The 13,090-nt window shown below is 53.7% G+C and carries 13 protein-coding genes, 5 tRNA genes and 2 rRNA genes; 19 read left to right on the top strand and 1 reads right to left on the bottom strand.

Going from position 1 to position 13,090, the window contains the following annotated elements; genetic code table 11:
• From FD38_RS09630 to FD38_RS09570, 13 genes are all read left to right on the top strand, one after another.
• A 23S ribosomal RNA gene (locus tag FD38_RS09630) occupies positions 1 to 89 on the top strand; the annotation flags it as partial.
• Positions 90 to 154: 65 nt separating this feature from the next.
• A 5S ribosomal RNA gene (gene rrf / locus FD38_RS09625) occupies positions 155 to 271 on the top strand.
• 6 nt (positions 272 to 277) lie between these two features.
• Positions 278 to 350 (top strand) — tRNA-Asn (locus FD38_RS09620).
• A 24-nt stretch (positions 351 to 374) separates the two neighbouring features.
• Positions 375 to 447 (top strand) — tRNA-Thr (locus tag FD38_RS09615).
• Between the two features lie 412 nt (positions 448 to 859).
• Positions 860 to 1,189 carry a PTS sugar transporter subunit IIB gene (locus FD38_RS09610; RefSeq protein ID WP_057733667.1) on the top strand — a complete coding sequence of 110 codons (330 nt, stop codon included), beginning with the start codon at positions 860 to 862 and terminating at the stop codon, positions 1,187 to 1,189.
• On the top strand, positions 1,176 to 1,484 hold the full coding sequence (locus FD38_RS09605; RefSeq protein WP_147007867.1) for a PTS lactose/cellobiose transporter subunit IIA: 309 nt from the start codon (positions 1,176 to 1,178) through the stop codon (positions 1,482 to 1,484). The genes FD38_RS09610 and FD38_RS09605 overlap by 14 nt, the downstream gene beginning before the upstream one ends.
• Before the next feature lie 329 nt (positions 1,485 to 1,813).
• Complete coding sequence (locus FD38_RS09600) at positions 1,814 to 3,292, top strand: peptide MFS transporter (protein WP_057733661.1); 1,479 nt, start codon at positions 1,814 to 1,816, stop codon at positions 3,290 to 3,292.
• Between the two features lie 74 nt (positions 3,293 to 3,366).
• Positions 3,367 to 4,182, top strand: coding sequence for a metallophosphoesterase (locus tag FD38_RS09595; RefSeq protein WP_057733660.1), 816 nt, complete (start codon positions 3,367 to 3,369; stop codon positions 4,180 to 4,182).
• A gap of 83 nt (positions 4,183 to 4,265) precedes the next feature.
• A tRNA-Tyr gene (locus FD38_RS09590) sits at positions 4,266 to 4,348 on the top strand.
• A 7-nt stretch (positions 4,349 to 4,355) separates the two neighbouring features.
• Positions 4,356 to 4,427: transfer RNA gene (locus FD38_RS09585), tRNA-Gln, on the top strand.
• 261 nt (positions 4,428 to 4,688) lie between these two features.
• Positions 4,689 to 5,492, top strand: a complete 804-nt coding sequence (proC, locus tag FD38_RS09580) for a pyrroline-5-carboxylate reductase (protein ID WP_057733657.1) — start codon at positions 4,689 to 4,691, stop codon at positions 5,490 to 5,492.
• 78 nt (positions 5,493 to 5,570) lie between these two features.
• Positions 5,571 to 6,713, top strand: coding sequence for an N-acetylglucosamine-6-phosphate deacetylase (nagA, locus tag FD38_RS09575; protein WP_057733655.1), 1,143 nt, complete (start codon positions 5,571 to 5,573; stop codon positions 6,711 to 6,713).
• A 27-nt stretch (positions 6,714 to 6,740) separates the two neighbouring features.
• The gene (locus tag FD38_RS09570) at positions 6,741 to 7,442 is read left to right on the top strand and encodes a GntR family transcriptional regulator (RefSeq protein ID WP_087742774.1); all 702 of its coding nucleotides are present in this window, start codon (positions 6,741 to 6,743) and stop codon (positions 7,440 to 7,442) included.
• Positions 7,443 to 7,542: 100 nt separating this feature from the next.
• On the opposite strand, the gene FD38_RS09565 is transcribed toward FD38_RS09570, so the two are convergent.
• A complete protein-coding gene (locus FD38_RS09565) occupies positions 7,543 to 8,280 on the bottom strand; it encodes a WecB/TagA/CpsF family glycosyltransferase (protein WP_057733651.1) in 738 nt (245 codons plus the stop codon).
• Positions 8,281 to 8,519: 239 nt separating this feature from the next.
• On the opposite strand from FD38_RS09565, the gene FD38_RS09560 reads away from it, so the two are divergent.
• The 6 genes from FD38_RS09560 (at position 8,520) to FD38_RS09535 (ending at position 12,929) form a co-directional block, all read left to right on the top strand.
• Positions 8,520 to 9,986, top strand: coding sequence for a nicotinate phosphoribosyltransferase (locus tag FD38_RS09560; RefSeq protein ID WP_057733650.1), 1,467 nt, complete (start codon positions 8,520 to 8,522; stop codon positions 9,984 to 9,986).
• Between the two features lie 31 nt (positions 9,987 to 10,017).
• Positions 10,018 to 10,851, top strand: a complete 834-nt coding sequence (gene nadE, locus FD38_RS09555) for an ammonia-dependent NAD(+) synthetase (RefSeq protein ID WP_057733648.1) — start codon at positions 10,018 to 10,020, stop codon at positions 10,849 to 10,851.
• 13 nt (positions 10,852 to 10,864) lie between these two features.
• Positions 10,865 to 11,299, top strand: a complete 435-nt coding sequence (locus tag FD38_RS09550; protein WP_057733647.1) for a hypothetical protein — start codon at positions 10,865 to 10,867, stop codon at positions 11,297 to 11,299.
• Between the two features lie 78 nt (positions 11,300 to 11,377).
• Complete coding sequence (locus FD38_RS09545) at positions 11,378 to 11,863, top strand: SprT family protein (protein WP_057733645.1); 486 nt, start codon at positions 11,378 to 11,380, stop codon at positions 11,861 to 11,863.
• Between the two features lie 15 nt (positions 11,864 to 11,878).
• Positions 11,879 to 12,763: a homoserine kinase gene (gene thrB / locus FD38_RS09540; RefSeq protein WP_057733643.1), complete on the top strand. Its 885-nt coding sequence runs from the start codon at positions 11,879 to 11,881 to the stop codon at positions 12,761 to 12,763.
• Between the two features lie 81 nt (positions 12,764 to 12,844).
• Positions 12,845 to 12,929, top strand: a tRNA-Leu gene (locus FD38_RS09535).
• Positions 12,930 to 13,090 lie beyond the last annotated feature (161 nt).

Below are 13,090 nucleotides of genomic sequence, written 5' to 3'. Positions count from 1 at the left end.
CCTGAGAGATGATCAGGTAGATAGGTTGGAAGTGGCAGCGCCGTGAGGCGTGAAGCAGACCAATACTAATCGGTCGAGGACTTAACCAAGTAATGGTGTTCTCAAAGAAGATAAATTGGTAATATCTAGTTTTGAGGGAATAAGCTCTCAATAGTGTGGTGGCGATAGCCTGAAGGATACACCTGTTCCCATGCCGAACACAGAAGTTAAGCTTCAGCACGCCGATAGTAGTTGGGGGATCGCCCCCTGCGAGGATAGGACGTTGCCACGCGATTATTCCGGCATAGCTCAGTTGGTAGAGCACCTGACTGTTAATCAGGTTGTCGACGGTTCGAGCCCGCCTGCCGGAGTCGTGCTAGAATATTAGCAAGTATGCCGGCTTAGCTCAGCTGGTAGAGCATCGGTATCGTAAACCGAGGGTCGGGGATTCGAATTCCTCAGCCGGCATCCTGTAAAAGCACTGACCAAACGGTCAGTGCTTTTTTGTTGTCCAGTCCCTCAAAGCGGGTGAGTTAGCCTATCAGCCGTGAGCCGGTCCGTCAAAAAACACGTTAGGCCGAGAAGACGGGGTCAAGAGATCGAGCCAGGGAATACTGCGTCGTCAATATTGCCATGACGTTAAGGCCAAAGCAGCAACGCGGACCGAGCAAAAGGGCGGTGACGGTTGATTTTAAACGATGGAACCGGTTACATAAATGGTATAGGTCAATATATAAAAATTGGTCTAGCCAAAGATATGCCTTGAAAGCGGCAATTAAAGCGGTTTTTTAAATATTGATTTTTGTGATTTTTCTATTGTGGTCTACCTCAGTTAGTGCTATTCTTAACTTATCGAAGAACGAATATGGAGATGCGCATTATGAAAAACGTTTTGTTAGTTTGCGGTCAAGGAATTTCTAGTCACTTGTTTTTAGGGGAAGCCAAGCGGGTCGCTGAAACCCGGCACGCGCCATTACACTTTAGTGCCACCAGTTTTGCGGAACTGACCCCGGAATTATTGGCACAACAGGATCTGGTTTTAATGGCCCCGCAGGCCGCCTACCACGCCCAAATCGAAGCCTACACCACTGACCTACGCGTAGCGGTCATTCCTAACGACATTTACGGGTGGTTGAACAGCGAAGCGCTGGTTAAATTTGCCAGTCAAACGCTGGACTTAGTCACGACTCCAGCCGTTGCCAGCTTATAAGATGACCCCGAGTAACGCGCAGCTGGCCATGCAGGTCTTACTGGCTGCCGGTCAGGCGAAACAGGCGTTGTTGCAAGCGATTGCCGCACACCAGCACGGGCAGACGTTGAACTTACAGCCCGGACATCATCATCTGGTAACGGCACATCAGGCACAAAATCAATTAACGGCCCGTCTGGCCGATCAACAACAGTCACCAGATGTTCTGACTTGCCACGCCATGGATACGCTCATGGCCGTTGAGAGCAATTATGAGTTAGTTCAAGCATTATTGTCAGATTCGAGTGCATGCTAAAAAATTCAGCCCCTAGAGGCTGAATTTTTTTACGTTAAATTAAGGGGTGAACCGTTCATTTAAACGGAAGCGTTTTTAAGACGGAAATGAATAAAAAATAAGAAGATTGCATGAGATAGCTAATTTTTTATTCATTATTCGAATGAGGTTTTAACGGCTATGAAGGCGTTTACATTCCGAAAAACGTTGCTTAATAACCCTTCATGGATTATAATTATCACTATGTTTTATGAGAGGCCTATGAGATATTCATACACTTTGCGGCCGACCGTTATTCCTTACGGAGCATAAATATAGTTTTTGACGAATGCAATGGAGGTATTATCAACTTGAATAACAAATCGGAAGTCAGCCAAGATAAATCATTCTTTGGCCAACCACGTGGGTTATCCACGCTGTTCTTCACCGAAATGTGGGAACGGTTCAGTTACTACGGGATGCGCGCCATCCTGATCTACTACATGTACTATTCCGTCACTAAGGGTGGTTTGGGGTTCGATCAAGGAACCGCCGCCTCAGTGATGTCCATCTACGGTTCCATGGTTTATCTGTCCTCAGTTTTAGGCGGATACTTAAGTGACCGGGTTTGGGGAAGTCGCCGGACCGTCTTTATCGGTGGGGTCCTCATCATGTTCGGGCACATTGCGTTATCGGTTCCTGCCGGTAAAATGGCCTTATTCGTTTCTATCTTATTGATCGTCTTAGGGACCGGTCTGTTAAAGCCTAACGTTTCCGAAATGGTTGGGAGCCTGTATGATGCAGGGGATCCACGACGAGATTCAGGGTTTACGATTTTCGTCTTCGGGATTAACTTAGGGTCCTTGGTCGCCCCATACTTAGTTGGGTGGTTAGGGTTAAGTTACAACTTCCACTTAGGGTTCTCCTTAGCCGCTATCGGGATGTTCCTGGGCTTGGTCCAATACTGGTTGGGCGGTCGCAAGTACCTGAGCAAGGACAGCTTGTACCCGACCGATCCGTTGGAACCCGGTGACATGAAGAAGTTAACGGTGCGGGTCATCGTTGGGTTAGTCGCCTTTGGCTTAGTGCTGTTATTAATGGGCATCTTAGGCGCCCTGAACATCAACAACTTCGTGCTGTTACTGTCGATCATCGCGATTGCCACGCCAGTCGTTTACTTCACGGTCTTCTTGACCAGTAAGAAGGTTACGGCGACCGAACGGAAACACGTGTGGGCTTACTTAGGCCTGTTCATCGCGGCCGCTATCTTCTGGGCCATCGAAGAACAAGGGTCATCCGTCTTAGCCTTATTCGCGGCTAACCAGACTAACAACAACTTCCTGGGGCTTCACATCTTGCCAGCTTGGTACCAGTCACTGAACCCATTGTTCATCCTGATCTACACGCCAATCTTTGCGATGTTGTGGGATCGTTGGGGGAAGAACCAACCAAGTTCACCAGCCAAGTTTGCCACTGGGATGATCTTTGCCGGGGTCTCTTACCTGATCATGGTGATTCCCGTAACCATGTTTGGGACGGGCACCAAGGTCAGCCCACTCTGGTTAGTGGGGAGCTGGGCCGTGGTTGAAATCGCCGAATTACTGATTTCGCCAATCGGATTGTCCGTGACGACCAAGTTAGCACCACGGGCCTTCCAGTCACAAATGATGAGTATGTGGTTCTTAGCGGATTCTGCCGGCCAAGCGGTCAACGCGCAAATCGTTAAGCTCTACACGCCAGGGAACGAAGGCGCCTACTTCATGGGGGTTGCCATCGTGGCCTTAGTCGCTGGGGTCATTCTGTTTGCCCTAGTTAAACCAATCAAGAGTTTAATGGCGGGGATTAAATAACCCCATTAATGATGAAAACGTGCTACGCTAGACCAAACTAGCGTGGCATTTTTTTATGGAAAGGGGGCCGACCGATGGTTCGAGTAGCCTTGATCAGCGATTTACACTTCGACGTTAACCAGACCGATCCACGCGCCATGGTGCCCCGCCAAGTGGCCTACTTAAAACAACAGCGCGTGGGGGTCTACCTGATTGCCGGGGACCTGACCAACCATTTCGCACAGTCCGTGGAGATTGCCGAGGACCTGCAGCGCCAACTGGCACCGGCACAGGTGCGGTTCGTTGCCGGCAACCACGATATGCTTCACGACGTCACCGAATCGGCCCTAGAAACGCCGCTAACGCCCACTTACCTACATCACCAATGGTTGGACCTGCCGGGCACCGATTGGCGTATTCTAGGGAATAACGGGTGGTACGATTACGGGTTTGCCGACAACCTGACCGGCCGCAACTTTTTGGCCTGGAAAAATGCATTTTGGGTCGATGGGAGCATTCCCCAAGACCTCAGCGATGCCCAGCGCTTCGAGCGGGTCTACGCGCAATTAACGGCCCAATTAGACCAGGCCCAACAACTGGGGAAAAAGGTATTGGTGATGACCCACTTTGTGCCGCGCCGGGAATTTATTTTATACACCCAAGACAATCGGTTCTGGAACATGGCCAACGCGTTGATGGGCAGTCCGCGCTTGGGTGAGTTGTTCGCCGAGTACCACGTGGCGGCCGTTCAGTTTGGCCACCTTCACCGCCACTACTGGCCCCAACATCTGGGCGCCACCTGGTACTACAATCAGGCGCTGGGCTACCACAACCGACGGATCAACGAGTGGGAGACCCTGGATTACTTCACGGAATGGCAACGCCGGTTAAGAATTTTGGACCTAAATTAAAAAAAGTTGCAAAAAGGCTTGACGGTTTATGCAGATTTTTGTATGATAGTGAAGTTGATTCGTTACGACGTTTCAAGTTTTTTGGAGGGGTAGCGAAGTCTGGCTAAACGCGGCGGACTGTAAATCCGCTCCTTCGGGTTCGGTGGTTCGAATCCACTCCCCTCCATTTTTATTGGGCTATAGCCAAGTGGTAAGGCAACGGGTTTTGATCCCGTGATGCGCTGGTTCGAACCCAGCTAGCCCAATCAGGAGCATCACCTCGGACGGAATTCAGTCATCGGACTGAGTTCCTTTTTTTCTGGAAAAAATTGACAAGTCACGCTTTTTTCGCTAAAGTCGAACTAATTACGAAACCAGACCAGTCAGCTTAATGGGAAGCCTAAGATTACCGTTGCCGGTAACCCGGTCCTAGACCAGTAGGGACTGTCCTAAAATGTATTCGCTGTCATGGTCGGTGGGATTATCGGGGCCGACGCACGTTGCCAGTTACCAAGGAGGAAATCAGGATGAACATTGGATTTATCGGGGTGGGCGGCATGGCCCAAGCAATTATTGGTGGGTTATTACAAGCTAAAGCCTTTTTACCGGAAGATATTATTGTCCACAGCCACCGTCAGGAAAGCTACGAACCTTACGCGACACAGCACCATTTGATGGCGGCCCCAACTAACGCCGCAGTGGTTACGGAAAGCGATCTGGTGGTCTTGGCGGTGACGCCGAACGTTGCCCCGGCCGTGTTGACCGAGATCAAAGACCAGTTAGCGGACGGCCAGACCACGCTGATTTCCATCGTGGCGGGCCTATCGCTCGATGCCATGGCCCAATTGGTCGGGCCGAACGTGCCGATCTTACGGACCCTGCCCAACGTCAACGTTGAGATTGGGGCCGGCATGACGGCCGTTGCGGCTAACGCCCAATTGACCGGGGGCAAACTGACCAGCGCCTTAGGGGTCTTTGGCGCCATCGGGACCACCACCGAATTAGCCGAAGATCAGTTTGGAGTCTTCAGCGCCCTGGCGGGGAGTTCACCGGCCTACGTTGACCTGTTTATCGATAGTTTGAGTCGGGCCGGCGTCAAGTACGGTCTGACCAAGCAACAGGCCACCCAGATTGCCGCGCAAGCCACGCTGGGGTCGGCTAAAATGATCTTAAAGAGCGACAAGATTCCGTTTGCCCTGATCGACCAGGTCGCCTCACCGGGCGGCAGTACCGTGGCGGGGCTACTCGCAATGGAAGAGGCCGGGCTGATGACGGCGGTGGTCAAGGGTATCGACGCTACGGTAGCCAAGGATAATGCCAATAGTCACTAACTTGTGGGTTGCAACGCTGGTCTATACCGATTATAATGACAATGTTGATAGCTTGAGCCTTAACTGAGGAGGAGAAACATGAGCATTGTCTTAAAGCACGCCAAGATTTACACCGGTGACGAGGTCATTGACGACGGGTACATTCGGTTTGACCGTCAGATTGAAGCCGTGGGACCGGTCGCCGATTTTCGCCCCCGTCCCGCCGATGAGATTCACGTGGTGACGGGCCAAACGATCGTTCCGGGATTTATCGATGTCCATAGTCATGGGGGGTACAGCTATGATAGTATGGATGGGGACCCTGATCAGATCAACGAGATGGTCACCGACATGGTCAACGAAGGGATTACCTCATTATTCCCCACGACCATGACCCAGTCTAACGACGCCATCGATCACGCGATGAAGGGTATCGCGGTGGCGGCCGAAGAAAATCCCGTGATTCAAGGCGTTCACTTGGAAGGTCCGTTCATCGCGGCGATTTTCAAGGGGGCCCAACCCGAAAAGTACATCAAGGACCCCGACGTGGCCTTGCTCGAACGGTGGAACCAGTTGTCCGGTCACCGGGTGAAATTGATCACCTATGCGCCAGAGGATGCGGGGGCCGCTAAGTTCGAGAGTTACTGTTTAGCTAACGGCATCGTGCCGTCCGTGGGTCATTCCAACGCGACGCGCGAACAGTTGCTGAATAGTCGGGCCACCCACGTGACGCATTTATACAACGCGCAACGGGGCTTACGGCACCGCGAACCCGGGGTGACCGGCCACGCGATGCTCGAAGACAACTTGTACTGTGAAATCATCTGTGACGGCTTCCACATCGTGCCGGACATGATCAAGTTGGCCTACGAACAAAAGGGGCCTCACCGCTTAGAACTGGTCACGGACTCCATGCGGGCCAAGGGAATGCCCGAAGGCGTGAGCGAACTAGGCGGGCAAAAGGTCATCGTCAAGGACCGGCAAGCCCGCCTCGAAAGCGGCAACCTGGCCGGCTCCGTGTTACGTTACGACGAAGCCTTCCGTAACGTGATCGCCTTTACGGGGTGTGACGTCAACGATGCCGTGCAGATGAGCGCGGTCAACCAAGCCGAAGAATTCGGTTTGACACAAAAAGGTAAATTAACCGTGGGTCGCGATGCCGACTTGAACCTGATGACACGAGACTTGCACTTGCAAGCCACCTACAGTCTGGGGCGTAAGTTCGCACACACCACGGCCTAAAAAGATCTAGAAGGGATGTTGGGTGCTGTGAGTTCACCGATTTATATTCAAATTCATAACGACATTAAACGGGCCATCGAAGCCGGTAAGTGGGCCGTGGGGGACCGAATCCCATCTGAACGGGAGCTCTCACGCGATTTTGATGTGAGTCGGATGACGCTACGGCAGGCCATTCAGACCCTGGTCGACGAAGGAATCCTCGAACGCCAAGTGGGCTCGGGGACCTACGTGGCCAACCAAAAGGTGCAAGAAAAGATGTCCGGGGTCACCAGCTTTACCGATCTAATGCTGGCCCAGGGCAAACAACCGTCCAGTAAGACGATTTCCTACCACGTGATGAGTCCGTCGCTCAGTGAAGCCGAGAAACTCAAGCTCCATGAAGACGACCTAGTTCTGCGAATGGAACGGATTCGTTACGGCGATGACGTGCCGATTTGTTTTGAAGTCGCCACGGTCCCGGATCGGTTGGTCAAGGGCTTAAACAAAAAGGAAGTTACCAGCTCCCTCTACCGGGCTTTGGAAGATAAGAAACAGTTGAACCCGGGCAAGGCCCAACAAACGGTCTCGGCCATGTCGGCGTCCGAACGAATCGCGGAATACCTGAACATTAAGCGTGGAGACGCCATTTTGCGGTTACGGCAAGTGACGTATCTCCAGGACGGCACGCCGTTCGAATACGTCCGGACCCAGTACGTGGGGGAACGCTTCGAATTTTACTTGGAAAAGTAACACGCAACCGCGTACCCGGGCAGTTTGCGCCGTTGAACGTAAAAGTGACCATTATTCCCGAATTTGGAATAATGGTCACTTTTACATTAAGAGGGCCTATTTAGGATCTTTGGCGTTTGGCCTGTTGCTTGACCAGACGTAGGTAGTGGGGAATGACCGCGATGCGTTTCAGGCGCTTGGGTTCTTTGACCGTGCGGTAGAACCACTCCAGGTGGTGTTTCTGCCAGAACTCTGGCGCCCGGGCCACCGTGCCCGCTAAGACGTCGAAACTGCCACCCACGCCCATCCACAGGCCGTGCGTGGTGTGCCGGTAGGTCGCGATGAACTGTTCCTGCTTGGGAAAGCCCAAAGCGGCGAAGACCATGTCCGGTGCTTGGGCCGCGATGTCGTCGGCGACGGCCTGGGCATCTTGGAAATACCCGTCACGAAGCCCCACGATATTGAGACCGGGGTAACGTTGTGGCAGGATGGTTTTCAACCGAGCAATCACTTCGGGTTTAGCGCCCACCAAGTAGGCCGACCGGTGCTGGTCGCTGCCCCATTGGAGCAGGGCCTGGAGGGTGTCGAAACCGGTGATGCGCTCGGGCAGGGGGTCGCCTAAAATCTGGGCACCGTTCAAGATGCCGATGCCATCGGGGGTCACGTAGTCCGCCGATTGAAGCACGTCCCGGTAGTCCGGGTGATCGTGGGCGTACATGACGATCTCGGGGTTGGCGGTCACCACGAAGGTGTTTTGCTGCTGCACGATGCGGCGTTGCACGGCCGCCGTGAATTGCGCGGTGGTGGTGTTAATAAAGGGGATGTCGAGGACCGTAACGGTCGGAAACGTTGAGGACATAGCAGAACTTCCTTTCCAAGTGAAGGTCGGGTGACCTTAAAATCTACCACAAAAATTGGCGATTTCCGGCAGCGAACGCCAGACTTTGCTATCATTTAATTTATAAGCCGGGTTAGTGGGCTGAGATTTTTGTTTCTGTTACTATGGAAAATAAGTATAATGAACCGGTTTCATGCTAAAATGAAACAGTTAACGCAAGTTGCAACGCTGAAACCTAGCTAAGGAGAGTAAAATCCATTATGACGAACTTGTATCCTGACGACAGCTATACGCTCCATACGGATGCCTATCAGATCAACATGATCCAGACCTACTTTGAAGAAGGCATCGCTCAAAAGCACGCCGTCTTTGAAGTGTTCTTCCGTGACATGCCGTTTCATAACGGGTATGCCGTTTATGCGGGATTGGAACACGTTGTCCATTATATCCAAAATTTACATTTTTCCCAAACCGATATTGATTACTTACGGGAAGCTGAAGAGTATTCCGAAGAATTTTTGACGTACTTAGCCAACTTTAAATTCACTGGTTCGATTCGTTCGGCCGTCGAAGGCGAGTTGGTCTACGCCCACGAACCCATTTTACAGGTCGAAGGGCCGTTAGCCGACTGTCAATTAGTCGAGACCGCCATCTTAAACATCTTGAACTACCAAACGCTGATTGCCACCAAGGCCGCCCGGATTCGTTCCGTGGCCGGCGACGACGCGCTTATGGAATTTGGGACGCGGCGGGCTCAGGAATTCGACGCCGCCATCTGGGGGACCCGGGCCGCCTACATCGGGGGCTTTGACGCCACGTCGAACGTACGGGCCGGCAAGCTCTTTGGGATTCCCATCAGTGGAACCCACGCCCACGCGCTGGTGCAGACCTACGGCAACGATTACGACGCCTTTACGGCCTACGCTCAAACGCACCGCGACTGTGTGTTCTTAGTTGATACCTACGATACCCTGCGTAGTGGGGTCCCCAACGCCATCAAGGTGGCGCAAGAAATGGGCGATAAGATTAATTTCCAAGGGGTCCGCATCGATTCCGGGGACATGGCCTACCTGTCCAAGCGGGTCCGGCAAAAGCTCGACGAAGCCGGTTTCCCGAACGCCAAGATCTTTGCCTCTAACGATCTGGACGAAAAGACCATTCAAAGTCTGAAGATGCAGGACGCCAAGATCGACGTGTGGGGCATCGGAACCAAGTTGATCACGGCCTTCGACCAACCCGCTTTGGGGGCGGTCTACAAGATGGTCGCCATTGAAGACGACCAGGGGCAGATGCAACCGACCATCAAGTTGTCCAACAACGCCGAAAAGGTCACCACGCCGGGCAAGAAGCAGGTTTGGCGGATCACCAAGAAGACGGACGGCAAGACGGAAGGGGACTACGTGGCTTTGGTCAGCGAAGATCCGCGTAACGAAGACGCCCTGTACATGTTCCACCCGAGCTTCACCTACATCAGTAAGACGGTCTCCGACTTCATCGCCCGGCCGATTTTGCAGTCCATCTTTGAAGACGGTAAATTAGTCTACAAGTTGCCAAGTCTCTCGGCGGTACGGGACCGTTGCCGGGGCGCGTTAGCCAACCTGTGGCCCGAATACAAGCGGGACTTGAATCCGCAGAAGTATCCGGTCGACCTCTCCCAGAAATGTTGGGATCAGAAGATGGCCATTATCAAACAAATTCACAATTACGTGCAAAAAATGCCCGAATAGGCACGAATCAGCAGATGAGGGGGCATTCACCATGCGTGAGATGCAAAAAGAGATTATTGAAGCGTTAAAGGTTCAACCCACGATCGACCCGGAGACCGAGATTCGCCGGAGCGTGGACTTCTTAAAGGACTACCTGCGGCACTACGCGTTCATGCAGACCCTAGTGCTGGGGATTTCCGGTGGCCAAGATTCCACGTTGGCCGGCGCCCTGTGTGAACAGGCCGTGACCGAATTACGGCGCGAGACCGGGGATGACGCCTATAAATTCATCGCGGTGCGGTTGCCGTACGGCGAACAGGCCGACGAAGCCGACGCGATGGCGGCGATTGACTTCATGGGCGCCGACGAGGTCCAACGGGTGAACATTCAGCCCGCGACCGATGCCATGGAAGCGGCCGTAACGGCCAACGCCGACACGGTCAGCGACTTTAACAAGGGGAACATCAAGGCCCGGCAACGGATGATCGCCCAGTACGCCATTGCGGGCGCGCGGGCCGGTGCCGTGGTCGGGACCGATCACGCGGCCGAAGCCGTCACTGGCTTTTACACCAAGTACGGGGATGGCGGCGCCGATATCTGCCCCCTGTGGCGGTTAGACAAACGTCAAGGGGCCGCAATGTTAACCTTCTTAGGCGCCCCCAAGCACCTGTACCAGAAGGTGCCCACGGCCGACCTGGAAGACGACCGGCCAGCGTTGCCCGATGAGGCGGCGCTAGGCGTCCGGTACGCGGAAATCGACGATTACTTGGAAGGGAAGTCGGTGGCCACGGCGGCGGCCGAAAAGATCGAATCCTGGTACCGCAAGACGGCGCACAAACGACACTTGCCAGTCAACGTTTACGATACGTTCTGGCAAGCCAATTAACGGAGGCAATTCAATGCGAAAAAATAACATGAACGCGTACATCGGGGCCCTATCCCGGGTCTTACAGGGAACGGAAGACGAAGCCGGTGAGATGAACACCGACTTTGAAACTCTGCGGAAGGCGCTAGACGCCGGGACCGTGGGTGACCTCTCAACGGACGAGCTGGCGCAGATCAAGGCGCACTTTCAGGCCGGGACGACCAGCTACGTTGACAAGCTCAACCAGTTACAAAAAGCCACGGCGCCCGTCCGCATCCTGGGAAAGCACAAGGCCTTAGTCGCCGCTTACCGGACCTACACGGAAGGCTGCCAAGCCATGACCGACAGTATCGATGCGGCGCAACAAGCGGTGGACCAAGCGGCTTTCGATGCGGCCGAAAAGACCCAGGAAAATGCCATGGGTAAGGTGACCGCGGCGACCCAACGCATCATGATGAGTGTGCAATAGGAAACAAACTGGAAGGTTGGGACGCGGGTCTCGACCTTTTCTGGGCTTAACGGTGGTATCATGAAGGGAGTAGGTCGGATGACGACTGCCGAATTGCAACAGTTGGTGGAACAGATCTCACAGACCGACTTCGGTCGACCATTTCGACACCGGGCCACGTTTAACGCGCGCCTCCGGACTACGGGGGGGCGTTACCGGTTAAGAGATCACAATCTTGAGATCAACCCCAAGATGTTGACCGAGCACGACCGGGCCACCTTGGTGGGGGTCATCAAGCACGAGCTGTGCCACTACCACCTGCACTTGGCGGGGCAATCCGGGCAACACCGAACCAAGGCGTTTCAAACGCTGTTGGCGCAGGTGGGGGGCTTACGTTATGCGCCGGCTCCGAAAACCCGGGCGGTTCAGCCGCGCCAGTGGCAGGTGTACGTGTGCAGCCATTGCCAACAACGCTACTACCGGTTGCGGCGTATCGACGTGACCAAGCTAGTTTGTGGGCGCTGTCACGGTCGGTTACGCCGGCAAGGTACCGTGTGGGCCGTGAACCGACCACAAGAGACTTAAGGAGGGTATGATTTTATGGGGAAGACAATCATTCGCGTTCCCGCGACGGCCGCTAACCTGGGCCCCGGGATCGATTCAATTGGCGCTGCATTGCACCTGTATCTCACCGTCATTATCGAAGAAAAAACCGAACAGTGGCGGGTCAACCACGCACTGGGCACGGAAATCCCCCGTGACGAGCACAACCTGATGGTCCAAACGGCCCTGAAGGTCAACGACAAGCTCAAACCCCACCAGTTAACGGTGATGTCGGATATTCCGGTCTCCCGGGGACTGGGCAGTTCGACGAGTGCCATCATCGCGGGCATTAAAATCGCTAACGAATTGGGCGAAATGGACCTGAGCATTGCCGACCAATTGAACTGGGCGGTCAAACTAGGCGGCGCGCTGGATAACGTTGCCCCGGCCCTATTGGGACAAGCCGCCGTGGCGACGGTGGACGAGACTGGTCAGGCCGACGCGTTAAAGTTACCGTTACCCGACTTTTCGGCGCTAGTCTTCATTCCCGCTCAGCGGTTGTTGGCCGATAAGAGTCGCGCGGCCTTACCGAAGCAGGTCGACTTTCACACGGCGGTCCACGCCAGCAGTGTGGCCAACGTGTTGGTGGCCGCCTTGTTAGAAAAAAACTGGGACTTAGCCGCCCGGATGATCGAGCGCGACGAGTTCCACGAACAGGCCCGTTCGCAACTGGTACCGGAATTAAACTTAATTCGGGATACGGCCCACGACCTGGGCATTACCGGGACCTATCTGAGTGGCTCCGGACCGACCGTGGTGACCATGGGATCTTCGGCCAAGTTAACGCTGTTGCGGAATAAGTTAACGGCCCAGGATCTACCTGGTAGTTTGCGGATCATTCCGTTGGACAAGGACGGAGCGACCGTGCTGACCGACGCTTAATTTTGAAAAAACCTGAAAATAACTCACAAAAGATGTTGCGGCGACCTTTTTGGTTTGGTATACTATTTCTTGTGAGTTAATGCGGCCATGGCGGAATTGGCAGACGCGCAAGATTAAGGATCTTGTCGGGGTAATCCCGGTGGAAGTTCGAATCTTCTTGGCCGCATCTTACTTAACATCGTTACCTAAGGGTAACGATGTTTTTTTGTGGTCATGATTAACCGGAAACGTCTTTAGCGGTGAATTGTGACAAACTGATAACATTTCCACCACGCAATCGTTTTCACGCCCCGGAGACCTTTAAAAAGGCCGCGTAAGAGCGTAGAA

Source organism: Levilactobacillus zymae DSM 19395 (assembly GCF_001434115.1).
Classification (GTDB): domain Bacteria; phylum Bacillota; class Bacilli; order Lactobacillales; family Lactobacillaceae; genus Levilactobacillus; species Levilactobacillus zymae.
Note: the sequence above shows the minus strand (reverse complement) of the source record. Positions and strands in the feature narration are given on the sequence as shown.